The organism is Massilia sp. IC2-476 (genome assembly GCF_020707295.1).
In the GTDB taxonomy this organism is placed as follows: Bacteria; Pseudomonadota; Gammaproteobacteria; order Burkholderiales; family Burkholderiaceae_D; genus Telluria.
Window position 1 is genome coordinate 354,650 of record NZ_JAJFER010000003.1, and the last position, 25,331, is coordinate 379,980.

25 protein-coding genes are annotated in these 25,331 nt (G+C 67.6%); 15 read left to right on the forward strand and 10 right to left on the reverse strand.

The window, feature by feature from the left end; all coding sequences use genetic code 11:
* Positions 1-5: 5 nt before the first annotated feature.
* The 4 genes from phnE to LK539_RS10615 are packed head-to-tail and all read right to left on the reverse strand — an operon-like array spanning position 6 to position 3,349.
* Entirely contained in the window at positions 6-797 is a 792-nt protein-coding gene (phnE, locus tag LK539_RS10600) for a phosphonate ABC transporter, permease protein PhnE (protein WP_227800879.1), read from the reverse strand.
* Entirely contained in the window at positions 794-1,627 is an 834-nt protein-coding gene (locus LK539_RS10605) for an ABC transporter permease (protein WP_227800880.1), read from the reverse strand. The genes phnE and LK539_RS10605 overlap by 4 nt, the downstream gene beginning before the upstream one ends.
* Positions 1,627-2,445 (reverse strand): phosphonate ABC transporter ATP-binding protein, encoded by an 819-nt coding sequence (locus LK539_RS10610; protein WP_227800881.1) that lies wholly within the window; start codon positions 2,443-2,445, stop codon positions 1,627-1,629. The genes LK539_RS10605 and LK539_RS10610 overlap by 1 nt, the downstream gene beginning before the upstream one ends.
* 13 nt (positions 2,446-2,458) lie before the next feature.
* Positions 2,459-3,349: a putative selenate ABC transporter substrate-binding protein gene (locus LK539_RS10615; RefSeq protein ID WP_227800882.1), complete on the reverse strand. Its 891-nt coding sequence runs from the start codon at positions 3,347-3,349 to the stop codon at positions 2,459-2,461.
* A 205-nt stretch (positions 3,350-3,554) separates the two neighbouring features.
* Between LK539_RS10615 and egtD the strand changes: the two genes are divergently transcribed.
* The 5 genes from egtD to LK539_RS10640 all read left to right on the forward strand — a co-directional run bounded on the left by egtD (position 3,555) and on the right by LK539_RS10640 (position 8,239).
* On the forward strand, positions 3,555-4,514 hold the full coding sequence (egtD, locus tag LK539_RS10620; protein ID WP_227800883.1) for an L-histidine N(alpha)-methyltransferase: 960 nt from the start codon (positions 3,555-3,557) through the stop codon (positions 4,512-4,514).
* Positions 4,514-5,731: an ergothioneine biosynthesis protein EgtB gene (gene egtB / locus LK539_RS10625; protein WP_227800884.1), complete on the forward strand. Its 1,218-nt coding sequence runs from the start codon at positions 4,514-4,516 to the stop codon at positions 5,729-5,731. The genes egtD and egtB overlap by 1 nt, the downstream gene beginning before the upstream one ends.
* Positions 5,728-6,663 carry a YihY/virulence factor BrkB family protein gene (locus tag LK539_RS10630; RefSeq protein ID WP_227800885.1) on the forward strand — a complete coding sequence of 312 codons (936 nt, stop codon included), beginning with the start codon at positions 5,728-5,730 and terminating at the stop codon, positions 6,661-6,663. The genes egtB and LK539_RS10630 overlap by 4 nt, the downstream gene beginning before the upstream one ends.
* Positions 6,664-6,789: 126 nt before the next feature.
* Positions 6,790-6,972, forward strand: a complete 183-nt coding sequence (locus LK539_RS10635) for a hypothetical protein (RefSeq protein WP_227800886.1) — start codon at positions 6,790-6,792, stop codon at positions 6,970-6,972.
* Between the two features lie 67 nt (positions 6,973-7,039).
* Positions 7,040-8,239, forward strand: a complete 1,200-nt coding sequence (locus LK539_RS10640) for a glycosyltransferase (RefSeq protein WP_227800887.1) — start codon at positions 7,040-7,042, stop codon at positions 8,237-8,239.
* Positions 8,240-8,258: 19 nt separating this feature from the next.
* Here LK539_RS10640 and selD read toward each other — a convergent pair whose 3' ends face one another.
* On the reverse strand, positions 8,259-9,305 hold the full coding sequence (selD, locus tag LK539_RS10645; RefSeq protein ID WP_373889538.1) for a selenide, water dikinase SelD: 1,047 nt from the start codon (positions 9,303-9,305) through the stop codon (positions 8,259-8,261).
* Positions 9,306-9,310: 5 nt separating this feature from the next.
* On the reverse strand, positions 9,311-10,300 hold the full coding sequence (gene senB / locus LK539_RS10650) for a selenoneine biosynthesis selenosugar synthase SenB (RefSeq protein WP_227800889.1): 990 nt from the start codon (positions 10,298-10,300) through the stop codon (positions 9,311-9,313).
* A 172-nt stretch (positions 10,301-10,472) separates the two neighbouring features.
* Between senB and LK539_RS10655 the strand changes: the two genes are divergently transcribed.
* Positions 10,473-10,739: a hypothetical protein gene (locus LK539_RS10655; RefSeq protein ID WP_227800890.1), complete on the forward strand. Its 267-nt coding sequence runs from the start codon at positions 10,473-10,475 to the stop codon at positions 10,737-10,739.
* 33 nt (positions 10,740-10,772) lie between these two features.
* On the forward strand, positions 10,773-11,048 hold the full coding sequence (locus LK539_RS10660) for a hypothetical protein (protein ID WP_227800891.1): 276 nt from the start codon (positions 10,773-10,775) through the stop codon (positions 11,046-11,048).
* 68 nt (positions 11,049-11,116) lie between these two features.
* On the opposite strand, the gene LK539_RS10665 is transcribed toward LK539_RS10660, so the two are convergent.
* Together LK539_RS10665 and LK539_RS10670 are read right to left on the reverse strand one after the other, a co-directional pair.
* Positions 11,117-12,778, reverse strand: coding sequence for a DEAD/DEAH box helicase (locus LK539_RS10665; RefSeq protein WP_227800892.1), 1,662 nt, complete (start codon positions 12,776-12,778; stop codon positions 11,117-11,119).
* Positions 12,779-13,158: 380 nt separating this feature from the next.
* Positions 13,159-14,475: a transglycosylase SLT domain-containing protein gene (locus LK539_RS10670; protein WP_373889529.1), complete on the reverse strand. Its 1,317-nt coding sequence runs from the start codon at positions 14,473-14,475 to the stop codon at positions 13,159-13,161.
* A gap of 322 nt (positions 14,476-14,797) precedes the next feature.
* Here LK539_RS10670 and LK539_RS10675 point away from each other — a divergent pair, with 322 nt between their 5' ends.
* Complete coding sequence (locus LK539_RS10675; protein WP_227800893.1) at positions 14,798-15,367, forward strand: DUF1415 domain-containing protein; 570 nt, start codon at positions 14,798-14,800, stop codon at positions 15,365-15,367.
* Entirely contained in the window at positions 15,348-15,554 is a 207-nt protein-coding gene (locus LK539_RS10680; RefSeq protein WP_227800894.1) for a DUF1289 domain-containing protein, read from the forward strand. The genes LK539_RS10675 and LK539_RS10680 overlap by 20 nt, the downstream gene beginning before the upstream one ends.
* Positions 15,555-15,561: 7 nt before the next feature.
* Here LK539_RS10680 and LK539_RS10685 read toward each other — a convergent pair whose 3' ends face one another.
* Positions 15,562-16,068, reverse strand: a complete 507-nt coding sequence (locus LK539_RS10685; RefSeq protein ID WP_227800895.1) for a DUF1993 family protein — start codon at positions 16,066-16,068, stop codon at positions 15,562-15,564.
* A 179-nt stretch (positions 16,069-16,247) separates the two neighbouring features.
* Between LK539_RS10685 and LK539_RS10690 the strand changes: the two genes are divergently transcribed.
* Together LK539_RS10690 and LK539_RS10695 are read left to right on the forward strand one after the other, a co-directional pair.
* The gene (locus LK539_RS10690; RefSeq protein WP_227800896.1) at positions 16,248-19,430 is read left to right on the forward strand and encodes an EAL domain-containing protein; all 3,183 of its coding nucleotides are present in this window, start codon (positions 16,248-16,250) and stop codon (positions 19,428-19,430) included.
* Complete coding sequence (locus LK539_RS10695) at positions 19,399-21,705, forward strand: xanthine dehydrogenase family protein molybdopterin-binding subunit (protein ID WP_227801139.1); 2,307 nt, start codon at positions 19,399-19,401, stop codon at positions 21,703-21,705. The genes LK539_RS10690 and LK539_RS10695 overlap by 32 nt, the downstream gene beginning before the upstream one ends.
* A 126-nt stretch (positions 21,706-21,831) precedes the next feature.
* Here the strand turns inward: LK539_RS10695 and LK539_RS10700 are convergent, their stop codons facing one another.
* Positions 21,832-22,251, reverse strand: coding sequence for a thioredoxin family protein (locus LK539_RS10700; protein ID WP_227800897.1), 420 nt, complete (start codon positions 22,249-22,251; stop codon positions 21,832-21,834).
* 82 nt (positions 22,252-22,333) lie between these two features.
* Here LK539_RS10700 and tsaB point away from each other — a divergent pair, with 82 nt between their 5' ends.
* The 4 genes from tsaB to LK539_RS10720 are packed head-to-tail and all read left to right on the forward strand — an operon-like array spanning position 22,334 to position 25,314.
* A complete protein-coding gene (tsaB, locus tag LK539_RS10705) occupies positions 22,334-23,050 on the forward strand; it encodes a tRNA (adenosine(37)-N6)-threonylcarbamoyltransferase complex dimerization subunit type 1 TsaB (protein ID WP_227800898.1) in 717 nt (238 codons plus the stop codon).
* Positions 23,047-23,517 (forward strand): ribosomal protein S18-alanine N-acetyltransferase, encoded by a 471-nt coding sequence (gene rimI, locus LK539_RS10710; protein ID WP_227800899.1) that lies wholly within the window; start codon positions 23,047-23,049, stop codon positions 23,515-23,517. Before tsaB ends, rimI begins: the two co-directional genes overlap by 4 nt.
* Positions 23,514-24,377 carry a uracil-DNA glycosylase gene (locus LK539_RS10715; RefSeq protein WP_227800900.1) on the forward strand — a complete coding sequence of 288 codons (864 nt, stop codon included), beginning with the start codon at positions 23,514-23,516 and terminating at the stop codon, positions 24,375-24,377. Before rimI ends, LK539_RS10715 begins: the two co-directional genes overlap by 4 nt.
* On the forward strand, positions 24,361-25,314 hold the full coding sequence (locus LK539_RS10720; protein WP_227800901.1) for a DUF1853 family protein: 954 nt from the start codon (positions 24,361-24,363) through the stop codon (positions 25,312-25,314). Before LK539_RS10715 ends, LK539_RS10720 begins: the two co-directional genes overlap by 17 nt.
* The last annotated feature ends 17 nt before the right edge of the window (positions 25,315-25,331 follow it).

Consider the following 25,331-nt stretch of genomic DNA (forward strand, 5'->3'; position numbering starts at 1 on the left):
CTTCTCTAGCGTGTGAGGGCGCGGCGCAGGGCGAAGCTGGCGCCATCCACGGCTGCGACCAGCAGCAGCATGGCGACGATCACGGTGGCCGCGCTCTGCATCTGGAACAGCGACAGGTGGTACTTCAGCATCTGTCCCAGGCCGCCGGCGCCGACCACGCCCAGCACGGCGGCGGCGCGGATGTTGTTCTCCCAGCGGTACAGGGTGTAGGACAGCATCTGCGGCAGGGCCTGCGGCAGGGTAGCGTACAGGAAGGCGGCGAGCGGCGCGGCGCCATTGGTGCGCAGGCTGCTTTCCGGCAGCGGCTCGACGTTCTCGAGGGCGTCGGCAAACAGGCGTCCCAGCACGCCGCTGGTGTGGGCGGCCAGCGCCAGCGTGCCGGCAAACGGCCCCAGGCCGGCCGCGACCAGCAGCAGCGCGGCCCACACCAGTTCGGGAATCGAGCGCAGGATGTTGAGCAGCACCCGGGTCGCGCCGCGCGAGGCGCGGCCCAGGCGGCCAGCGGCCGGCAGCGCCAGCAGCAGGCCACCGATCACGGCCAGCAGGGTCCCCACCAGCGACATGGCCAGGGTTTCCCACAGCGCCCCCAGGGTCTTGCTGAGAAATGCCGGGCTGGTCTCGGGCGGCGTGAAGCCGGCCAGGAATTCGCTGGCCGAGCCGAGCGCTTCCGGGGTGAAGAAGGCCGACCACTCTAGCTGCAAGGAGGCGAAGCTGGCCACCACCAGGGCAAGCAGGGCGGCCAGCAGCAGCGGGGTGCCGATGTTGCGCGGCGGCGGAGGCTGCAGCTTCGGCTTCATCCCAGCCTCCGGCGCAGCAGCTTCGAGACCAGGTCGGCCAGGGCGACCAGCAGCACGAACACGATCAGCATGGTCGACACTTCGCCGCCCGCCATCATCTTGGTCGATTCTTCCATGCGCTGGCCCAGGCCGCCGGCGCCGACGAAGCCCATCACCGCCGAACCGCGGATCGCGCACTCCCAGCGGTAGACGGTATAGGACACCAGTTCGGCCGCCGATTCGGGCAGCGCGCCATACAGCAGCGCCGGCAGACGCCCGCTGCCGTTGGCCAGCAGACTCTCCAGCGCGTGCGCGTCCGAGGATTCGAGGATCTCGGCATAGACCTTGGCCAGCATGCCGCAATAGGTCAGGGCGATGGCGAGCACGCCGGCGGTCGGCCCGAGGCCGACGATACGCACGAACAGCAGCGCCCATACCAGTTCCGGCACGCTCCTGAGCAGCACCAGCACCCAGCGCGCCAGCTGGCGCACCAGCATGGCGAGCGGACGCATGCGCCCGGTGCCGAGGCGCGAAATCGACAGGCGCTCGGTAATCAGCATGGTGGCGGGAATTGCGCCCAACAGGGCCAGCGTCAAGCCGGCGGTGGCAATCGCCACCGTCTGCCAGGTCTCGCGCAGCACCAGCATGAGGAATTCAGCCTCCGTCGCCGGATGCAGGAAGTCGGACAGGAAGCCCCAGGCAGCCGCCAGGCTTTGCGGGTCGAACAGCAGCCAGGGCTTGAACTCGCTCGCCGTGAGCATCGGCCACAGCAGCAGCAGGCACACGACGGTGGCCGTGACGCGGCCGCGCCAGGCCGGGTCCGGATGCGCAGCCCCCTTCAGTGCCGCCATCAGAAACAGGCGCCCACGGCGATGCGGTCGGGCGATTCGTGCGGGTGCTCAGGGTGCGGCTGCACGTTCTCGTTGTCGTAGAGCGCGGCGATCATGGCGTCGCTCACCTGTTCGCGCGGCGCGTCGAACACAATGCGGCCGTCGCGCAGGCCGACCAGGCGCGGGAAGTGGGCGCGCGCCATCTCGACCTGGTGCAGGCTGCATACCAGCGAGGCATTGCGCGCCGCCGCTTCCTGCTGCAGCGTGGTCAAGGTGTGCTGGGCCAGGGCCGGGTCGAGCGCGGAGATCGGCTCGTCCACCAGCAGGGCTTCGGCGTTGGAGAGCAGCAGGCGCGCCAGGCCGCAGCGCTGGCGCTCGCCGCCCGACAGGCGGTCGACGCGCGCATACAGCTTGTCGCCCAGGCCGAAGCGCGACAGGGCGGCATGCGCCGCGTCCGGGTCGCTCGGGCGCACCAGCGAAGCAAAAGCCTGCCACAGGCTCATGTGCGGCAGGCGGGCCGCCAGCACCGCCGTGACGACGCGCTGGCGCGGCGGCAGCGGCGGGGTCTGCGGCGCCAGGAACAGGCGCGCGCGCAGGCGGTGGCGCTCGGCCTGGCTCAAGGTCCACGGGTCCTGCTCGAAGGCGGTGAAACTGCCCTCGGCCGGCTGGTGGGCGCAGGCGAGGGTGGCGAGCAGGGTGGTCTTGCCGGCCCCCGAAGGGCCGATCAGGGCCAGCTGCTCGCCGGGTGCGACGACCAGGTCGAGGTCGACCAGGGCGGGGGCCGCATGCCGGGCGGCCGCCAAATGCCGTACCGTGAGTTTCTCGAGCCGGAAGCTCATCGACTACCTTTGCTTACTTCAGCAGGCCGGCGTTGCGCGCCGCCGCTTCGATCGCGCCGTAGTTGGCGGTCTTGGTCGGAATGAACTTGGTGGCGCGCTGCAGTTCCAGGATCTGCTTGCCTTCCGGAGTCGATTCGTCGAGCGCCAGGAAAGCGTCCGTGATCTTCTTCTGCAGGGCCGGGTTCATGTCGCTGCGCACGGTCCAGTTGTAGTCGTAGTAGCCCGGGGTGGTGTAGAACACGCGCACCACCTTCGGATCGACCTTCTTGGCTTCGACCAGCTTTTCCCACACCGAGATGTTGAGGGCGCCGGCATCGACCTTGCCGCCCGCGACCGCGGCCACGGTGGCGTCATGCGCGCCCGAGAAGGCGATGCGCTTGAGGTCGGTGTCTGGGTTGATCTTCGCGCCCAGCAGGAAGGAACGCGGCATCAGGTGGCCCGAGGTCGAGGATTCCGAACCGAAGGACAGGGTCTTGCCCTTCAGGTCCGCCAGGCCGTTGATGGCGGGATTGGTGGTGATGAAGACCGAGCGGAACTTCTCGTCCTCGGCACGCTGCACCAGCGGCGTGACTTGTCCCTTGCTGCGCACATTGGCCTGTACGAAGGTGAAGCCGCCGAACCAGACCATGTCGATTTTGCCGTTGATCAGGCCTTCGACCGAAGCGGCGTAGTCGGTGACCGGGGTGAATTCGACCTTCAGGCCGGTTGCCTTGGCCAGGTAGTCGCCCAGCGGCTTGAACTTGCGCTGCAGTTCGGTCGGCGCCTCGTCGGGGATGGCGGAAACGCGCAGCACGCCCGGGGTATTCTGGGCATAGGCGCCGCCGGCGGCGGCAAACATCAGGCCGGCAGTGGCGGTTGCAGCGAACAGGTTTTTCAGGACACGCGAAGGCGAGAACAGGGTCATGGCGGCTTTCTTCTTGATTATTGGCTGAGTGATTGAACTTTGGAAATAGGTGAACCGGAGTAGTAACGCCTGTACGGCAGGCGGAAACGGCACATGACTGAATTCCGCTATCATGGCAAAAACTGCAACTCGAGTTCCAGGTCCAAGGTCTGACATCCTATGCCCTGGCGCATGGTGCGCCGTGGCGGCACGAATGATAACGCTTATGTACATCTCCTGCACGCAAGACCGGCCTCGCGCCGCCAATGCCCACGTGGCCGACGAGCTGCAGGCCGGCCTGGAAGCGATCGACCCCTGGATTTCGCCCAAATTCCTGTACGATGCCCTCGGTTCGAAACTCTTCGAAGCGATCTGCGAATTGCCCGAGTACTACCCGACCCGCACCGAGGCCGCCATTTTCGCGCGCCATGGCGCCGAGATCGCCCGGGTGGCGGGCAGCGGGGCGACGCTGATCGACCTGGGCGCCGGCAACTGTGCCAAGGCGGCTTCGCTGTTCCCCTTGCTTGCCCCAAGCCAGTACGTGGCGGTCGACATCTCGGCCGAGTTCCTGTGCGACTCCCTGGAACGCCTGCGCCAGCGCTTTCCGCATATCGCCATGGAAGGGCTGGGCATGGACTTTTCCAACAGATTCGAATTGCCCGAGCAGGTCGGCAGCGAGCGGCGCCTGTTCTTTTATCCGGGCTCTTCGATCGGCAACTTCACCCCGGAAGAAGCGCAAGGCTTCCTGCGCCGCCTGCGCGCCCAATGCGGCCCCGATGGCGGCGTGCTCCTGGGCGTGGACCTGGCCAAGGACAAGGATGTGCTCGACGCTGCCTACGACGACGCGCTCGGGGTGACCGGCGCCTTCAACCTGAATGTCCTGCGCCATGTGAACCGCCTGATCGATGCCGACTTCGATATCCGTGCCTGGCGCCACCACGGCTTCTACAACCCCGCACGCGGACGCGTCGAGATGCATCTGGAGGCGGTGCACCGTCAGGAAGTGCACTGGAAGGGCGGTGCGCGCGTGTTCGAGGCCGGCGATACCATCCACACCGAGAACAGCTACAAGTACCAGCAGGCCGATGCGATCGCGCTGCTGGAGCGTTCCGGGTTCGAGGCCACCCGCGTGTGGACCGACCCGCAGCGCTGGTTCGCGGTGATCCACGCACAGGCAATCGGCTGATGGGCATCGGGCAGCGCGAAGACCTCCTGCACGCTTTTCAACGGGTGCGCCGGCGCTCGCTCGAGATCGCCGCGCCGCTGTCTGCCGAGGATTGCTGCGCGCAATCGATGCCGGACGCCAGCCCGATCAAGTGGCATCTGGCGCACACCACCTGGTTTTTCGAGACCTTCATCCTGGAAGCGCATGAAGCGGGGTTCGCGCCTTTCCACCCGGCCTTCCGGGTGCTGTTCAACTCCTACTACAACGGCATCGGCGCCAAGCACCCGCGGCCGCAGCGCGGCCTGCTCACGCGGCCCTCGCTGGACGAGGTGCGCGCCTACCGCGCCGACGTGGACGGACGCATCGCGCGCCTGCTGGCCATCGGTGCACCGATACAGGGCCTGGTCGAACTCGGCCTGCAGCACGAGCAGCAGCACCAGGAGCTGATGCTCACCGACCTCAAGCACCTGCTGGGCTGCAATCCCCTGTACCCTGCCTATACCGTGCAGGCGATGGAGAGGGGCGCACCGCCGCCAGAGCTGTCGTGGATTGCTTTCGAGGGCGGCCTGGCCGAAATCGGTTATGGCGGCAGTGGCTTCTGCTTCGACAACGAGCTGCCGCGCCACCGCACCTATCTCGCACCCTTCGAGCTGGCGTCGCGCCTGGTGACGAACGGCGAGTACCGCGAGTTCGTCGAAGCCGGGGGCTACCGCGACCCGGCACTGTGGCTAGCCGAGGGCTGGGACCGCGTGTGCGCGGGCGAGATCACGCATCCGCTGTACCGGGTCGCAGGCGAGGAGGGCTGGCAGGAATTCACCCTGCACGGACTACAGCTGCTCGATCCGGCACGCCCTGTCACGCATGTGTCGCTGTACGAGGCCGACGCCTATGCGCGCTGGCGCGGCGCGCGCCTGCCGACGGAAAGCGAGTGGGAATTCGCCGCGCGCCAGGCGCAACTGGGCGCTGGCGCCCTGCATCCGGAAGCGGCCGACGGCGAAGGCCTGCTGCAGATGTTCGGGGCCTGCTGGCAGTGGACCGCCAGCAGCTATGCGCCTTATCCCGGCTATGCGCCGGCCGCCGGCGCCATCGGCGAGTACAACGGCAAGTTCATGGTCAACCAGTACGTGCTGCGCGGCTCGTCCTGCGCCACGCCCGAGGGCCATGCAAGACCCAGCTATCGCAACTTCTTCCCGGCCGGAGCGCGCTGGCAGTTCACCGGGATCAGGCTGGCCCGATGAGCCGGCGCCGTAGCTGGCGCGAGCGCCTGATGGACCAGCGCGCGAACGCCTGGATCCTGGCCCACCCGCTGGCCTTTGCCCTCCAGGTCGTGCGCGGCTTTCGCGCCAACCAGGGCCTGCTGCTGGCCGGCGCCGTCGCCTATTACGCGCTGCTCTCGATCGTGCCCTTCCTGATGCTGGTCGTGGTGGCGCTGTCGCACTTCATCGACCAGGCCGAGCTGCTGGAGACCCTGCAGCGCTACCTGGGCCTGCTGGTGCCGGGGCAGGTGGGGCCGCTGGTGGAGGAAGTCGCGCATTTCCTCGAGAACCGCGACCTGATCACCTGGCTGCTGGGCGCCACCATGCTGTTTTTCAGTTCGCTCGCCTTTACCGTGCTGGAAAACGCGATGAGCGTGATCTTCATCCACCGGGTAGCGGTGCGGCGCCGCCACTTCCTGGTGTCGGCCGTGCTCCCGTATTGCTACATCCTGGCGCTCGGCTTCGGGGTCATGATCGTCACCCTGGTGGCCGGCACGCTGGAAGTGATGGGCGAGGAGAGCGTCTGGCTGTTCGGCTACCAGTGGTCGCTCGGCGGCGTATCCGGGGTGCTGCTCTACCTGCTGGGACTGTTCGGCGAAATCCTGGTGCTGACCTCGATCTACCTGGTGATGCCGGTCGGACGCCTGTCGATCTGGCATGCGACCGTGGGCGGGGTCAGCGCGGCCCTGTTGTGGGAACTCGCGCGCCACGTGCTGGTCTGGTACTTCTCGACCCTGTCGCAGGTGAACGTGGTGTACGGCTCGATGACCACGGCGATCGTCGTCATGTTCAGCCTCGAGATTGCTGCCACCCTGCTGCTGCTGGGCGCCCAGGTGATCGCCGAGTACGAACGCGTCGGGCACGGCCAGGCCGACCGGCCGCCCCAGCCCATGGTCATGGAGCCGCCTGCCTGAGCACCGCGTAGGAGTGTGCTTGCGCTGGGTCAATTACTCTACGTGAAGGAGTGGCACAGTATGGCCTTGCGCGGCCGACTTGGCCTGGCTCAATCGGACGCGCGGTCAACCTCATCGGGAGATGCCATGAGCGAGCTAGTTGCCATTGTCCTGCCCCTGCCGATCGCCATTGCGCTGGTCTTTGTCCTGATCGTGATGCTGGCGCTGAGCGCGGTCGCGCTGTCCTTCCGCAGGCCGGCGCCGGTGCGCGCGCCCAGCCTTGATGCCGGCGAAACGTCCCGGCCGGCCGCGCCGCACGGCGAAGCCTGACCCGCGGCGTTCCGGCGCGGCGCCGGGACTGGACGGTCGCGCCGGCGCATCGGCTACACTGCCCGGCATGGCTCACTTCTACCTTTGCTGGGAACTCGGCGGCGGCCTCGGACACGCCGGCCGCCTCAAGTCGATCGCGCTGCCGCTGCGCGCACGCGGCCACACGGTTAGCCTGGTCCTGCGCGACCTGGTGCTCACGCGGCGTCAGCTAGCGGGCCTGGACATGCCCATGTTCCAGGCGCCCGTCTGGCTGCACCGCACCGCCGGCCTGCCGCCGGACCAGGCCAGCCTGGCCGAGATCCTGCTCGCCTGCGGCTACCTGGACGCGGACGCGCTGGCCGGCCTGTGCGAGGGCTGGCGTGGACTGTTCATGCAGGGGCGGCCCGGCCTCGTGATCGCCGATTACGCGCCTACCGCCATCCTGGCGGCGCGCAGCCTCGGCCTGGCCAGCGCGGCGCTCGGCCCTGGCTTCTACATGCCGCCGGCGGGAGAAGCCTTGCCGCCGCTGCGCGGCTGGGAAGCGCCGCCGGCAGCGCGCCTGCGCGCAACCGAAACGCGCCTCCTGGACAGCGCCAACCGCGTGCTGGCGGGGCACGGCGCGGCGCCGTTCGGCCACGGGGCCGACCTGCTGCTGGGCGAACATCCATTCCTGTGCACCTGGCCGGAACTCGACCACTACGGCCGCAGCGGCGGCGGGCCCTGGCTGGGTCCGAACCTGCCGCCGCCGGCAAGCGGCCGTGCCGCGTTCCCGGCAGGCGAAGGTCCGCGCGTGTTCGCCTATCTGCGCCGCGCCATTCCCGAGTCTGGCGAGGTGCTGGCGGCGCTGGTGCGCCAGGGCTGCCGGGTGCTGTGTTACATGCCGGACGTGGCGGCCGGCGCGCCGGCGCCGGTGGACAGTCCCCTGGTGACGTATGCGCCGACGCCGGTGGCGCTGCCGGAGGCGCTGGCGCAGTGCGCCTTGGTGGTGAGCCATGCGGGCGAAGCGCTGGTGGCGCAGTCCTTGCTGGCGGGGCGGCCGCTCCTGCTGCTGCCGCATGCGGCGGAAAGCTTCCTGATGGCGCGCCGCGTGGCGCAGCTGGGCGCGGGTATCAATGCGATGGCGGCGCCGCGCCCGCGCGACTGGGATGGGATGGTGGCGCGCCTGCTGGGCGAACCGGCCTGGCGCGATGCCGCGGCCGGCTTTGCGCGGCGCTATGCCGGCTACGATCCGCAGCAGCAGGCGGCGGCGCTGGCGGACTGTTTCGAAGCGCTGGCGGCGCGGGCGTGAAAGCCGCGCCTGGAGCGATTTACGCGACCGTGACGCGCGGCGCGCCCGCTTCCATGCGGCCAATGACGGCTGCATCGCCGAAGCCTTCGCGTGCGAACAGGGCCAGCACCTCGTCGACGCTGGCGGGATCGCAGGAGGCCAGCAGGCCGCCCGAGGTTTGTGGGTCGGTCAGCAGGGCGCGCTGGGATGGCGTGATGGCGGCACCGAGGTCCACGTCCTTGCCGTAGGCGTCCCAGTTGCGGCCGGATGCGCCGGTGAAGAAACCATCCTGGGCCAGCTGCAGCACGCCGGGCAGCAGCGGCACCTTGTCCATGTCGAGCGTCGCCGAGAGCTGCGCCCCGCGCGCCAGTTCCAGCAGGTGGCCCAGCAGGCCAAAGCCGGTGACGTCGGTCAGCGCGTGCACGCCCGGCATGTCGGCCAGCAGTCGGCCCGGCTTGTTCAATTTGGTGGTATTGGCGATCATGGCTGCGTAGCCTTCCGCGCCCAGCGCATCCTTTTTCAGTGCGGCCGACAGCACGCCCACGCCGAGCGGCTTGCCCAGTACCAGCACGTCGCCGGCGCGCGCGTCCGCATTGCGCTTGACCTTGGACGGATGCACCAGGCCCATCACCACCAGGCCGTAGATCGGCTCGACCGAATCGATGGTGTGGCCGCCCGCGATCGGAATGCCGGCATCGGCGCACACGGATTCGCCGCCGCGGATGATCTGGCCGATGGTCTCCAGCGGCAGCTTATTCACCGGCATGCCGACCAGGGCCAGCGCCATGATCGGGGTGCCGCCCATCGCGTACACGTCGGAGATCGCATTGGTGGCGGCGATGCGGCCGAAGTCGAAGGGGTCGTCGACGATCGGCATGAAGAAGTCGGTGGTGGCGATCAGGGCCTGCTCGTCGTTGAGCTTGTACACGGCGGCGTCGTCGGCGGTCTCGATGCCGACCATCAGCTCTTTCGGTACCGGGAAACCGGCCGATTTGCTCAGGATTTCGGACAGCACGCCCGGCGCGATCTTGCAGCCGCAGCCGCCGCCGTGCGAGAACGAAGTCAGTTTGATGGGTTGTTCTGGCATGGTGCTCATCGAGGTCTTCCGTATGTGTCAGGTTGAAGGAGCAGATTATCCACCAAGTCACGCAGCGCCGCTTGCTCGACGCTCGGGGCGAACAGGGCGGCGCGCGCGGCGCACTGCCGGCGTAGCAGGGCGTCGAACCCCGCATCCTCAATGATCCGGTCGATCAGCCGTGCCAGCGCGGCCGCGTCGCCCGGCGCGAAATAACCTCCGTAGTCCTCGCCCAGCATGCCGCGGTTGCCGTTGATATCGGATGCGAGCACGGGGACGCCGCTGGTGACGGCTTCGATGATCACATTGGCGCCGCCTTCCATGCTGGACGTGATCGCCATCGCCCGGCAGCGCTTGAGGCGCTGGCGCGCGGCCGCGTGGGGCAGGGCGCCCAGCCAGCGGTAGCGCGAGTTGGCGGCTTGCGCCGCGCGCGCAGCCTCGCCCAGCGCCGGGTCGAGCGCGCCGCCGATGTGCAGCAGGCGTGCCGCAGGATGCGTCACCAGTTCGGCGGCGCGAATGAAGGTCAGCGGATCTTTTTCCGCGCGCAGGTGGCCGACCATCGCAATGGCGAAGCAGCGTGGAATGGCGGCGCGCGGGTAGGGGCGCAGGCTGGGCGCCGACTGGTAGATCACGCGCGCCTTGGTACGTGATGCATGCGGCAGTAGCGCAAGTCCGGCCGGCTGCAGCAGCACCAGGGCATGGGCGCGCGCCAGCGAGGCCTGGGCGTCCGGGTCGACGGCGATGTCGCGATACAGGTCGGTACCGGTCAATACCAGCACCGAAGCCTTGTCGGGGTGGGCGTCGCTGAAGGCGGCAAGCGCGGCGGCCGAGCGGCGCGCATGCAGGGCGATCAACAGGTCGGGCGCCGGCTGTTCCGGCGTCCAGCCGCCTGCCAGCGTTACCCCATGCGAGCCGCGCAAGAAGCGCGCCCAGCGGCTGGCAGTCTGCCAGTTACCGTTGTTGTCGCGTTCACTGGCGGGGCTGACGATGAGGATGTGCTTGCGCACTGCCGGGTTCTCCAGAAATGGAGCGCGATTATACCGGCTGCGCGTCTCAAACGCGGGACGCGGGGAGATCGCAGATCCGACCGGACCGCGCAGCACCTGCTGGCGAATTGTTTTTCCTGAAGGAACGATCTATTCTCTGCTAGTGTGAAGGCTAATCCCAAGGAGGATGGCAATGGTCGACGCTGGTCTGCTCCTGATCTTTAGCGCATGCGCATGGTTGGTTCTCTATGGTAACTGCTTTGGGCTATTCAACTACTCGAAAAAAGTTCAGGCCAAATTCGACAGTCTGCTGGCGAAACAAAAAAACGGGGAGAACCTGAGTTCGGTGGAGCGGGGCGAGCTGCAATATTACAAGTTGAACGAGTTCCTCGACAAATCGAGCTACTGCCTTTTAGTCGCCGGGCTGGCGTGCCTACTCATGTCTTTAATTTTTCAATAGCACAAGTGCTCAGATGACTTTGCGGAGGCCTGCATGAAACTGCGTGACGCATTCGGTCTGCTGTGCATTGCGGCCAGCCTCTCGCTCGGGGTGGCGGCGTGGACCGTCAACGCGCACGCCTGGGCTTTCGTGGCCGTGGTGCTGTTTGTGGCGGGAATACTGCTGTTGTGGCGGCGCGAGCGCGAGGATGCCATCCATGACGCGACTGCGGACCTGCATACCGAGGGGCTCGGGTCGCGGATTGGTAGCCGCCGCGCCCAGCGCGGGGATGACGGGGACGGGATCGATATCGGCGACAGCGGCGATTGAGGAGTTTGCGCCGCACGCAAAAAAAAATGGCTGCTCGCAGGCAGCCATTTTCATTGAGATTTCAGCGATCAGTAATCGCCGAAGGTGCGGCGGGCGCCGTCGGCCGAGCGCGGATGCGCCGACTTGCTGTAGCCGCCTTCACGCTTTTCGCCATAGCGCGCGCCTTCCGGGCGATTGCCGCGGTAGCCGCCTTCACGCGGAGCGCCGGTCGGCGCTGCGTCACGGCGGTAGCCGCCTTCACGCTGCGGACGGTCGCCGTAGCCACCTTCGCGCGGGGCGCTGTAAGCTTCGCGCGGACCGCGGTCGGCGTAACGGCTTTCCGCCGGACGTGCGTAACCGGCTTCACGCGGCGCACGGTCGCCGTAGCCACCTTCGCGCTGCGGACGATCGCCGTAGCCGCCTTCACGCGGCGCACGGTCGCCGTAACCCGGCTTGGCGAAGCTGCGCTGGCCCGGCTTGTGCGCGTTGCGGCCGTCGCCCGGCTTCCAGCCCGGACGGCTGGCCGAACGGGTTGGGGCGGCGCGCTTCGGCTCGAAGCCTTCCACCACGTCGACCGGGATCGACTGCTTGGTGAAGCGCTCGATGCGGCGCACGTTCATGTTCTCGGCGTGGTTCACCAGCGAGATCGCGATGCCGTTGCGGCCTGCGCGGCCGGTACGGCCGATGCGGTGCACGTAGTCCTCCGGGAACTTCGGCAGGTCGTAGTTCACCACGTGGGTGATGTTCGGCACGTCGATGCCGCGGGCGGCGACGTCGGTCGCCACCAGCACGCGCACCTGGCCGCGGCGCAGGCTGTCCAGGGTGCGGTTGCGCGCGCCCTGGTGCATGTCGCCGTGCAGGGCGGCGGCCGCGAAGCCGGCGATGTTCAGGCGGTCGGCGATCATGTCGGCGTCGCGCTTGGTCGCGGTGAACACCACGGCTTGGTCCAGGCTCTCGTCACGCAGCAGGTGGTCGAGCAGGCGGTTCTTGTGCGACAGGTCGTCGACAAAGTGCACCTTCTGCACGATGTTCTCGTGGCGGTTGGTGGCGCTGGCGATCTGGATCACCAGCGGATCCTTGGTGATGCGGCGCGCCATGTTGCCCACCACGCCGTCCAACGTGGCCGAGAACAGCATGGTCTGGCGGCTGTCCGGGGTCGCTTCGACGATCTTCTCGATGTCTTCGATGAAGCCCATGTCCAGCATGCGGTCGGCTTCGTCCAGGACCAGGATCTCGAGCTGCGAGAAGTTGATCTTGCCCGACTCCATGTGGTCGATCAGGCGGCCCGGGGTCGCCACCAGGATTTCCGGATTCTTCGACAGCAGCTGCATCTGCTTCGGGTAGGGCATGCCGCCCAGGATCGACACAGCGCGGATGCGGCGCATGTCGGAGGTGTATTGTTCGGTCGCGGTGGTCACCTGCAGGGCCAGTTCGCGGGTAGGGGTCAGGACCAGCATCTTCGGCTGGGCCGGGGTAAAGCGGACGCGTTCGCCACGGGCGCGCGCCGACTGCGCATTCTGCGCAGGGGTGCGGGCGGCTTGCGGAGCGGGCTCCATGTTGGCCAGCTTGTTCAGGGCCGGCAGCATGAATGCCGCGGTCTTGCCCGAGCCGGTCTGCGAGGACACCAGCAGGTCACGGCCGGCGATGCCGGCAGGGATCGCCTGCTCCTGCACCGGGGTCGGCTTGGTGTAGCCGGCGGCGGCAACTGCCTTGACGAGCGACGCGTGTAAACCTAGTGCTTCAAAACTCATGTGTACTTTTACTTTCGGAATAAATCATGATCGCGCGGTCGATATGACGAGCGCAAAATAGCAACGCGAACCAACACTACGAAATGACTCAGAACTGAAAAGAAATTTCGGCACAAAAGCTTTGCGCCGGGACGGTGTCTGGATGCTGACACGCAGGGCGGGAGGGCTTTTTTGAAAGGGCGATCACTGTCGCCAAGGCTTGCGATGCTGCTAGTGGTACTGCTTCGGTGAACTGCTGCGTCCTGTCTGTTCGGACTGCTTATTGCAGCGCACAAACGACATCATACATCAGAAAAGAAAAGTCTGCACGCGGCCACATCGATGTGCGGCCGGCGCAGGAGGCAGATTAAGCCCGCTCTAAGGCGAGCTTGACTGTTTGATCAGCGCTGCTTGCGCTTGGACGAGGTGTTGCGTGCGATGCGGTTCTTCGAGGAGGTCGCGGCCTTGGCCTTGTAGCGCGAGGTCGAGGCCTTCACGCGCGGGCTGCGTTCCGCTTCGAATGCCACCACGGCGTTGTCGATGATGTTTTCGGCGATGTCGCCGGCGTTCGAGGCCGACACCTTCGGCACCAGGATGGTCGAACCGGCAGTGACGGTCGACTTGGCCGGGATGTTGTTGGCCTGGCGGATAACTTCCGGGGTGGTGCCGAACTTCGATGCCAGGGCGGCAATGCTGGTACGGGCGCTGGTGATCTTGTGCGTGGTCCAGCTCGACAGTTCGCGGCCCCACTGGGCCAGGTTCAGCTGGAACTTCTCGGCATTCGCCTTCGGCAGCAGGATCTTGGTCTTTTCGCCGCCGGTGATGACCGGCTTCTTGAATTGCGGGTTGAGTGCCTTGAATTCGTCGAGCGACATTTCCGCCAGCTGGGCGGCGACGGCGACGTCGATGTCGCTGGTCTTGTCGATGGCGGTGAAGTAGGGCTGGTTGTCGATCGCCGGCAGGGCCACGTTGTACTGGGCCGGGTTGGCGATGATGTTCTTGACCGCCTGCAGCTTTGGTACGTAGTTGCGGGTCTCGGCAGGCATCAGCTCGGCCAGGCTCTCGAAGTCGGTCGGCTTGCCGAGCGCCTGGTTCTTCTTGACGATGCGCTGGATATTGCCTTCGCCCCAGTTATAGGCCGCCAGGGCCAGCTGCCAGTCGCCGAACATGGTGTACAGGCGCTGCAGGTAGCTCAGGGCTGCATCGGTCGAGGCCAGCACGCCGCGGCGCTCGTCCTTGAACATGTTCTGCTTCAGGTCGTAGTCCTTGCCGGTGCCCGGCACGAACTGCCACAGGCCGGCCGCGTCCGCGGTCGACAGGGCTTGCGGATTGAATGCGGACTCGATCACCGGCAGCAGGGCCAGTTCGGTCGGCATGCCGCGTTTTTCGAGTTCCTGCACGATGTGATACAGGTAGGGCGAGGCACGGCCCGAGATGCGCTTGAGGCTGTCCGGACGGGCGCTGTAGGCCTGGGTATGGCGCTGCACCAGGCTGTTGTCGATGTCGGGAATGGCGTAGCCGCTTCGGATACGGCCCCAGACGTCGGTTTCCTTGTACTCGTCGGCCTTCAGCAGGCTCGGCGCCAGCGGGGCGGTCGAGCGGGCGTTGAGGGCGCTTGGGGACGCGGATGGCGCATTATCCATCGCGTGGGTGAGCGGGGAGGTGGCCAGGAGTGCCAGCGCGGCAGTCGCTACGGTCTTGCGGATCATGTCGTGCATCGCTTTCCAATGTTGCGTTCGAGAACGAACGTACTGGTCAAGAGGGCAGTGTACGTAGTCATGCATGAGTCAGTCAAGGCACCGTTACAAATTTCTTTCCGGCGTTCATATATGTAAATTGCCATCATGAAAACGGAAATTGCCGGGAAATGCGCGCTTGTTGGCAGGAGATTGCGGCAGAGGTCAGTCAGCGCGCAGGACCCGGTATGCTCATCCGTTTTCCCGTAGCCTAGCGCTAGAGGGGTGTCAATCTATGAGGGCACGCAAAGTGTGCGTACAATCCGGCTTCCGCCCCTGGCGTTTTGATATGAAGCTGTCATCCATGAGTAATGCAAACCCGCATGCCGACGACGATGCGATCGTCGCCGCCACCCGCCGCTGGCTGGAAAAGGCCGTCATCGGCCTGAACCTGTGCCCCTTCGCCAAGTCCGTCTACGTGAAGGAGCAGGTGCGCTACGTCGTCTCGAACGCGACCACGCCCGAAGCCCTGCTCGAGCAGCTCATGGAAGAGCTGCAGTACCTGTCCGACACCCCGGCCGAGCAGGTCGACACGACCCTCCTGATCCATCCCTTCGTCCTCGGAGACTTCGAGGACTACAACGAATTCCTGGACGTGGCCGATGCGGCGGTGGAAGACATGCAGCTGGATGGCGAGCTGCAGGTGGCAAGCTTCCACCCGCGCTACCAGTTCGCGGACACCGACGTGAACGACATCTCGAACTACACCAACCGCGCACCGTATCCGATCCTGCACCTGCTGCGCGAGGACAGCATCGACCGCGCGGTCGAGGCCTTCCCTGAGGCGGCCGAGATCTTCGAGAAGAATATCGACACCATGGAAAAGCTCGGCCTTGACGGCTGGGACAAGCTCGATGTCGGCCCCGCGCGCTGAGGGCGGCGGGCCGGCTCGTCCGGACACGCCCTGCGTGGCGGTGTGCTCGACCACCTTCGACGAGATCTGCCGCGGCTGCGGCAGGACCGTGGCCGAGGTGGCGCAGTGGGTGTCGATGAGCGCCGAGGAGAAGGAAAGGGTGTGGGTACGGATCCTGGCGCAGGGCTACCCGCGCCGGAATACGTGACCGGCTATCACAGACCCAGGTAATCCCGCTTCCCGACCGGCACCCCGTTGTGGCGCAGGATCGCGTACGCGGTCGTCACGTGGAAGAAGAAGTTCGGCAGCACGAAGCTGGTGAGATAGTCGTCGCCGCGCTCGAAGTGGCGCGCGCGTTCGCCGGCGCCGTGGGTAATGGCACGTTCGCTGGCCGCATCGAAGGCCTCGCGCGGCAGCGACTCGATGAAGCCGAGGGTCTTGGTGATGCGTTGCTGCAGTTCGGCGAAGCTCTGTTCATTGTCCTCGTAGCGCGGCACTTCCTGGCCGGCCAGACGCGCGCTCGCGCCCTTGGCGAAATCGGTGGCGATCAGGACCTGGCCCACCAGCGGAAACATGTCAGGGTACAGGCGCGCCTGCAGCAGGGCGTTCGGGTCGATCTTGTGCTGCTGGGCGTGGGCCTCGGCTTTTTCCAGCACACCCGCCAGGGCGCGCAGCATCTTCTGGAACACCGGAATCGATGCGGAATACATGGACAGGCTCATAGTTTCTCCTTCGAAAGATTCAATCATAACAAGTCTTGTCGCGTCCTGCCGACACCCGTAAAGACGACGACCGGGTGCGGCATGCTATTTGCTGACTCTTGGTCATACGGGGTGCATAATCGGGTTATCAATTGCCATACGTAAATCCCTGCCGCTGGCAGGGTGCAGCCCGACTACCGATGTCCTTGCCCCGATTTTCACTTCGCCGCCTGCCCGCCAGGCTGCGCGAGCTATACGGCCGCTCGATCTACGGCGCGCTGCTGCTGGTGGTCTTCTTCGGGCTGGCGGTGCCGGCGCTGGTGGGCGGCTATGTGCTGCTCGGGGTCCACGAGCGCGAGTCGAGCGCCCGTACCCTCAACGACGCCCTGCAGCGCAACGCCGACTTGCTGGCGCTCGGCATCCAGGAATCATTATGGGACATGAACCTGGAAGCCGCACGCGCGCTGGCCGATTCCTTCATGCGCGATCCGGCCGTGGTGCACGTGGCGGTGCGCGACCTGGCGCAGAATGAGCTCATCAACCGGCGTGCATTGCTGTTGCCGGGTGCGCGCGCCTACCGCGCCGAGCGGACCATCGTGGTGCGCGGGCAAACCATCGGCCACGTGGCGATCGAGATGGGCGACTATTATTACCAGCAGGAGTTGCGCACCAAGCAGCGCAACTACGCGCTGGTGCTGGCGCTCCAGCTGGTGGTGTCGCTGCTCTTGATCGCCCTACTGTTCAAGCGCCGCCTGCTCTCGCCCCTGCGCACGCTCACCAGCTTCTCCGACCGGCTGGCGCGCGGCGACTTCGATACCCCGCTGGCGCTGCCGGCCCACGACGAGCTGGGGCGCCTGGGCACCCAGATGGAGGGAATGCGCACCGCGATCGGCCAGCTGTTCGCCGACATCGGCCGGCGCGAGGAGCAGTTCCGCACCATCGTCACCCAGGTGCCGGGGGCCGTGTTCCGCGCCCGGCCGGGCGGCCACATCGACTTCGTCAGCGACGCCATCGAGGAGATCTCGGGCTATGCCGCCGAGCGCTTCATGCTGGCCACCACCGACGACTGGGCCGACATCATCCATCCCGAAGACCGCCGCATGCACCGCCACGTAGTGCGCGATGCGCTGCAGGCGGGCAGTCCCTACGAGGTTGAATACCGCATCATCGACGCCGGCGGCATCGAGCGCTGGGTGCTCGAGAGCGGCCAGCCACTGGGCGAAGCCGGCAGCGCGGAATTCCGCGTCGACGGCATCATCTACGACATCAGCGAACGCAAGCACGACGAGATGCGCATCGAAGCCCTGCTGACCGAGCAGGGCGCGATCCTGGACAACGTCATGTTCGGGGTGCTGTTCGTGCGCGAGCGCCGCATCGTCTCGGCCAACCGGCGCAGCGAAGAACTGTTCGGCTACGGCGAAGGGGAAATGGTGGGCCGCTCGACCGAGATCCTGTTCCCGGGCCGCGCCGAGTACGAGCGCCTGTGGCTGGAAAAATATCCGAGGCTCGCCAGCGGCACCGACGCCGGCGAGGAGATCCAGTTCCGCCGCGGCGACGGCAGCGTGTTCTGGCTCCTGGTCAGCGGCTGCGCGCTGGACACGGCGCGCCCGAACGAAGGCAGTATCTGGGTGTTCGCCGACATCACCGAGCGCAAGCTGGCCGAGGAAAAGCTGCGCCTGTCCGCCACGGTGCTCGAGCACATCGCCGACGGCGTGATGGTGCTCGACCCGGCCGGGCGCATCGTCGCCACCAACCCGGCCTTCACCCAGATCACCGGCTACACCGAGCGCGAGGCCCTGGGCCAGCAATCGAGCCTGACGCGCGCCGGCCGCCATGACGAAGGCTTCTACCAGCAGCTGTGGGGCGACCTGGCCGACACCGGCTTCTGGCGCGGCGAAAGCTGGCAGACCCGCAAGAACGGCGAGGTCTACCTCGAATGGCTTACCGCCTCTGCCGTGCGCAACGACGCCGACGAGGTCACCCACTACGTCTGCGTGTTCAGCGACATCACCAAGGTCAAGGAATCGCAGGAAAAGCTCGATCACCTGGCCCATCACGACCCCCTGACCGGGCTGCCGAACCGGCTGCTGTTCCACGACCGCCTTCAGCACGCGATGGCACGCGCCGGGCGCGAGGGACAGGAGCTGGCGGTCTTGTTCATCGACCTGGACCGCTTCAAGAACGTCAACGACACCCTCGGCCACCACGTGGGCGACGAGCTGCTCAAGCAGGTCGCCGGGGCGCTGACGCGCTGCCTGCGCGAGGGCGACACGCTGGCGCGCCTGGGCGGCGACGAATTCATCGTGCTGCTGGAAGACATCGACGGCGCCTTCGGCGCGATCCAGGTGGCGGAAAAGCTCATGCACCTGTTCGGGCAGCCGCTCACCGTGGCCGGCCACGAGCTGTTCGTCACCGGCAGCGTGGGCATCAGCCTGTATCCGCAGGACGCCACCGACCTGAACATGCTGGTGCGGAACGCCGACGTCGCGATGTACCAGGCCAAGGCGCGCGGCCGCAACGGCTACCAGTTCTACGCGCCCTCGATGAGCGGCGAAGGCGTCGAGCGCCTGCGCCTGGAGACCCTGCTGCGCCGCGCGATCGAGAAGAACGAGATCTACCTGGCCTACCAGCCGCAGGTCGAGATCGAGAGCGGGCGCCTGGTCGGGGTCGAGGCCCTGGTGCGCTGGGCCAGCCCGGAACTGGGCAACGTGCCGCCGGTGCGCTTTGTCCCGGTGGCCGAGGACACCGGTTTCATCAACCAGCTGGGCCAGTGGGTGCTGGCCGAAGCCTGCCGCCAGATGCGGGCCTGGGACGATGCCGGGCTGCGGGTGCCGAAGATGGCGGTCAACCTGTCGGTGCGCCAGTTCGAGCGCGGCAGCATTGCGCCGACCGTGGCCGCGGTGCTGCAGGAGACCGGCCTGGCCGCCGACCGCCTGCAGCTTGAAGTGACCGAGTCGGTGATCATGAATACCGGCGACGCGCTGGAGCACATCAACGACCTGCGCGCGATCGGCGTGGGCCTGGCGATCGACGACTTCGGCACCGGCTATTCCTCGCTGGCCTACCTGAGCCAGCTGCCGGTGCAGACCCTCAAGATCGACCGCAGCTTCATTCAGGACATCTCGGTCGATGCCAACGACGAGGCGATCGCGGTGGCCATCATCCAGCTCGGCAAGAGCCTGGGCCTGGCGGTGGTGGCCGAAGGCGTCGAGAACGAAGAGCAGGCCGGCTTCCTGCTGCGCCACGGCTGCCGCCTGGCCCAGGGCTATCTCTACAGCCGCCCGGCGGCCCCAGGCGATATACTGGCGCATTGGAGACTGGTAGAGGAACAGCGACACGATGAATCGAACGATGCCGGCGCAGCCGAAGCAAGCCAGGCCTGAGGAAGCGGTGAAGGGGCGCGGCCTGACGCGCCGCCGCTTCCTGCTGGGCGGCGTGCTCGCCGGCGGCGCGCTGCTGGTCGGCTGGGGCGTCCAGCCGCCGCGCCAGCGCCTGCATACGGCGCATCCGCTGGCGGTCGGAGACGATGCCGTGGCGCTGAATGGCTGGATCGCGATCGGGCCCGACGGCACGGTCTCGGTGGTGGTGCCGCGCAGCGAGATGGGGCAGGGCGTGCATACCGCGCTGCCGATGCTGGTGGCCGAGGAGCTCGACCTTCCGCTCGACCGCGTGCGTATCGTGCAGGCGCCGATCGACAAGATCTTCGCCAACCTCACGGTGCTGCGCGAAAACCTGCCCTTCCATCCCGACGATACCGGCAGCACGCGCCAGGGTGCGCAGTGGCTGATGGCCAAGCTGGGACGCGAACTGGGCATCATGTTCACCGGCGGCTCCACCAGCGTGAAGGATGCCTGGATCCCGATGCGTGAAGCGGGCGCGGTGGCGCGCGCCATGCTGGTCAAGGCCGCGGCCGAGCAGTGGCGGGTGCCGGTGGCGCGCCTGCGCACCGAGGACGGCTTCGTTCTGGATGCGAGTGGGCGGCGCCTGGGCTACGGCGCGCTTGCCGCAGAAGCGGCGCGCGTGGGCGCAGGCATCGGGGCCGGCGACGTGCGCCTGAAGGAGCCGCGCGATTTCCGCCTGATCGGCAAACCCCTGGCGCGCCTGGACAGCCGCGCCAAGGTCGACGGCAGCGCGCGCTTCGGCATCGATGCGCGCGTGCCCGGCATGCTCTACGCGGCCGTGAAGACGGCGCCCATGGTCGGCGTCGTCCTGACCGATTACGAACGCACCGCGGCCTCGATGCCGGGCGTGCTGAAACTGGTGCAGACGCCGGGCCTGGGCGACGAAAACAGCGGCATCGGCGCCGGCGTCGCCGTACTCGCCACCAGCTGGTGGCAGGCCAGACAGGCGCTGGAAGCCTTGCGGGTCACCTGGGTAGGCGTCGACACCGAGAGGCTCTCCAGCGAGACCGTGTTCGAGGGTTTCGCGCGCGCGCTCGACGGGGAAAGCGGCTATGTGTACCACGAAAGCGGCACCCAGGACGTGGCTGGCGTGGCGCTGACGGTGTCCGCTGAATACCGCGCTCCTTTTCTCGCGCATGCGGCGATGGAACCTATTAACTGCACCGCCCAGGTCGTCGATGGCAAGGTGCGCCTGTGGGCCTCGACCCAGGTGCCGAGCGTTGCGGTGGACGTGGCGGCGCGCACTGCCGGCGTCGACCGCGACGACGTGGCGATCGAGGTGATGCTGCTGGGCGGCGGCTTCGGGCGCCGGCTGGAGGTCGACATGGTGGCGCAGGCGGTCGCGGTGGCGATGGCGGCGGACGGCAAGCCGGTGCAGCTGATCTGGACCCGCGAACAGGACATCCAGAACGACGTTTACCGCCCGGCCGCGCTGGCGCGCTTTCGCGCCCACCTCGACGCAGCCGGGAACATCCTGGCCTGGGACAACAAGTCTGCCAGCGGCGCCATCGGCCACCAGTACTTCCCGCGCAACCTCGGGCTCCCCGGCGTGGGGCCGGACAAGACCACGGCCGAGGGCGAATACGACATGCAGTATGCGATCGCCAACCAGCGCATCGCCCACGTGATCGTGGACAGCAAGGTGGCGCTGGGCTACTGGCGCTCTGTGGGACACTCGCACAATGCCTTCTTCAAGGAGGGCTTCCTCGACGAGGTCGCGCACGCGGCCAAACGCGACGGCGTGGAATTCCGGCGCGCCCTGCTCAAGGAACACCCGCGTGCGCTGGCGGTGCTGAACGCGGCGGTGGCGCGCGCCGGCCAGCCGCAAGCGGGGCGCGCCCACGGCGTGGCGCTGCACCGCTCATTCGGAAGTACGGTGGCCCAGGTGGCCGAAGTGTCGGTGGAAGGCACGACGATCCGCGTGCACCGCGTGGTGTGCGCGATCGATTGCGGACTGGTGGTGAATCCGAATATCGTGGCCCAGCAGGTGGAATCCGGCGTGCTGTTCGGCCTGTCCGCCGCGCTGCATGGCGAGATCACGATCAAGGAGGGGCGGGTAGAGCAGTCGAACTTCGGCGACTACCCGGTGCTGCGCATGAACGAGGCGCCGCATGTCGAAACCATCATCATGCCGAGTGCAGAGCATCCGGAAGGCGTCGGCGAACCGGCAGTGCCGCCGATTGCGCCGGCCGTGGCGTCGGCAGTGTTCAAGCTTACGGGGCAGCGCCTGCGCAGCCTGCCGCTGCGCTTGGCGTAGGGTGGGCGGGGTGTTTCAGGCCAGTGGCCTGAAACACGAACGCCCACGCGGTCGGCTGACACTAGATCTGACGACGCGACTGCTCAATCGAGAACCATCACCGCGTGGGCGGAGAATCCGCCCACCCTACGCAGCGAGCAGCACGCGCAGGTTGCAGTCGCGCTGCCAGCCGCGCCGCTCTTCGCTGGACGCGGCCAGGCGCGCGAGCTCGTCGAGCGTGGCGGCGGCCTGCGCCTGCACCAGGCGATCGGCCACGGCGCCGTCGGGCAGCATGGTGCCGAAGAAGGCGACCGTATCGCCGCGCTGCACCAGCAGGGTAGGGAAATTTTCCACGTCCAGGTCGCCGACCACGTCGGCCTGGTCTTCGATGTCGATCCAGACGAAGGTCTTGTCCGGGTGGCGCGTGGCCAGTTCCTCGAAGGTGGCGCGGTAGGACGAGCAGGTGCCGCACCAGGCGGCGCACAGGCAGGCGACCATCAAGCTGTCGCCGTCGATGGCGGCGGCAATGGCGGCGCGGTTGTCGGAATCCAGGGTCAGGCTTTGCATGTGCCGGATTGTACCGTGTGTTGTGGCCGCGCGCCGTGGCAGCGACGTGGCCGAGGCTCGGCCGAGCAGGTAAAATAACGCCATGCCCAAGATTCTCGCCATCGAAACCTCGTCCGAGCTCGCGTCCTGCGCGCTGCTCGACGGGGACCACGTCATCGCCCGTTCCACTTCCGGCGTGCGCACCCATTCGCAATCGGTCCTGCCCATGGTGCAGGAACTGCTGGGCGAAGCCGGCATCCAGCTGGCCGACTGCGACGCGGTCGCGTTTGGCGCCGGTCCCGGCTCCTTCACGGGCGTGCGCACCGCCTGCGGCGTGGCCCAGGGCCTGGCCTTCGGCGCCAGTCTGCCGGTGCTGCCGCTGGTGACACTCGAGGCGATGGCGGAAAGCTGCCGCGCACGTACCGGGGCAACCGAGGTGCTGGCCGTGCTGGATGCGCGCATGGGTGAGGTCTACTGGGCCCAGTATGCGTTCGATCCCGCACGCGGCGCCTGGCGCGAAGTCGCCGCGCCCGCACTATGCGCGCCGCAGGACGTCGCACCTCTGCCGGCCGCCGGCCTGGCCGCCTGCGGCAACGGTTTTTCCGCCTATCCGGACGCGTTTGCCGGCAAGCCCTTCGCCGAAGGCGCACTCAGCGACATTCTGCCGCACGCGCGCGAACTGGCGCTGCTGGGCGCCCCGGCGCTGGCCGCCGGGCTGGCCGTGCCGCCGGCCCAGGCCCAGCCGATCTACCTGCGCAACAAGGTCGCCTACACCAGCGCCGAGCGCCAGGCGATCAATGCTGCAAAGGCCGGGGCATGACGGTGCTGACTGAGCTCACCCGCTTGAACTTCGCGCCGATGGCAGCAAGCGACGTGGACGAGGTCCACGCGCTCGAATGCAGCGTGTTCCCCTACCCCTGGAGCCGCGCCAACTTCACCGAGTCGCTCGCCAGCGGCTACGACGCCTGGACTGCGCGCGACGAATCGGGCGCCCTGGCGGGTTACTATTTGTTGATGTACGCGGTGGACGAAGCCCACCTGCTGGACGTGGCAGTCGCCGCCGGGCGCCAGCGCCAGGGTCTGGGCCGCCACCTGCTGGACCGGATCGGCGCGCGGGCGCGCGAGCAGGGCATGGCCTCGGTGCTGCTGGAAGTGCGCCCGTCCAACGAGCGCGCGCTGGCCGTCTACCGCCGCTACGGCTACCGCGAGATCGGCCGCCGCAAGGGCTATTATCCGGCCCATGGTGGCCAGCGCGAGGACGCCATCGTGATGAGGATCGACTTGTGAATCGTATCAGCGACCGCGACGCGGCCTTCCTGGCCGAGATGGGCATCGGCCCGCTGTGGAGCCCGCGCGCCGCGCCGCAGCCCGAGCCGGCTGCCGCCCCGGAACCCGCGCCCGAGACTGTGGCCGTGATCGAGGCGGTCGCGCCGCAGGCGCCGCAGCCGCTGGCCCCACCCCCGATGCCGCGCCAGGTCGCCGAAGCGCCTGTCCGTCCCGCGTGGACGCCGCCGCCCGTCGAGGACAGTGCCTGGGGCGACGTGGCCGAGTCCGAACGCGCCGATGTCTCCACCATGGACTGGGCCGCGCTGCGCCAGGCCATTGCCAGCTGCAAGCACTGCAGCGCCTGCAGCGAAGGGCGCAAGCCGGTGCTCGGCAGCGGCGCGCGCCAGGCCCGCTGGCTGGTCGCCGCCGGCACCGCCAGCGCCCTGGACGAAAAAGCGGGCTCGCCGATGACGGGCGAGCCGGGCAAGCTGCTCGACAACATGCTGGCGGCCGTCGGCATGTCGAGGGAAAGCGATGTGTACGTGACCGCCCTGGTGAAATGCCGTCCTGCGAACGCCACTGGCGGCGACCGCGCTCCCACCCTTGAGGAAGCGGCGGCCTGCCGTCCCTTCCTGGAGCGCGAGCGCGAACTAACGGGCGCCGGCCTGGTGCTGACCCTGGGTCAGGTGGCCGCCAACGGCCTGCTCGGCAAACCGCTGGCGGAGCCGCTCGCGGGCAGCCGCGGCGCGGTGCATGCGCTGGGAGCGGTGCCGCTGGTGGCGACCCTGCATCCGGGCGAACTGCTGCGCCGGGGCCCTGATAAGGCGCTGGCCTGGGCCGACCTGTGCCGCGCGCGATCCGAACATGGACGCGCCGGCTGAGAGCTACCAGCAAGGCTTTCACCGCCGCTGGGGCCACCTGCGGCGCGCCCGGGTGCGGGCGCTGGCCTGGCTGCTCGACGCGCCGGACCTGCTCGATGCCGACGACCCCCAATGGGCCGGCCGCATCGCCACCATCGGTCCGATAGGCCTTGACGTCGCCGACTGGCTCGCGCGCCTCGACTTCGATCCGGCGCCGCTCGACGCGGCGCTGGGCGGCAAGATCTACACGCGCCTCGGCCTGTATGCCGAAAAGCTGATGGCCTTCTATTACCAAGAGCAGGGCCGCCTGGTGGCGCACGGCCTGCAGGTACGCGCCAGTCCCAATGACACCATCGGCGAATTCGACTTTCTGCTGGAAGACGGTGCCGAGGCGCTCGAGCACATCGAGTTCGCCACCAAGTTTTACCTGTTGGACGGGGAGGGCGGCCAACAATTCGACGCCCTGGTCGGCCCCAACCTAGCCGACAGCCTCGGGATCAAAATGCGCAAGGTGTTCGAGCGCCAGCTCAGCCTGGGCGCGCATCCGGCCGCCCAGGCCCTGCTGCCGCGTCCCGTGTCCAAGGCCCGGGCATTGGTGAAGGGCTGGCTGTTCTACCCCGCCGGCTCCTGGCCCGACATGCGCGGCATCGCCGCCGGCCATTGCCGCGGTTTCTGGTGCTCACTGGACGAGATCGACAGCCTGGTCGGGGAAGAATTCCTGATGCTGCCTCGCCTGCAGTGGCTGGCGCCGTTCAAGGCCGCGTCGGCCACCTGGATGCTGAGCCGCGCCCAGCTGCACGCCGAGCTGTCGGCCCAGTTCGAGACCTCGTCGACGCCGGTGCTGGTATCCAGCGTGCGCTACACGCCGGGGACGATCGAGGAGATCGAACGCGGCTTCATCGTGCCGAACGACTGGCGCGAGCGCGCCGCTGCACGACGGATGGTCAAGGCCGTGTGATACGTATTACAGGTGCT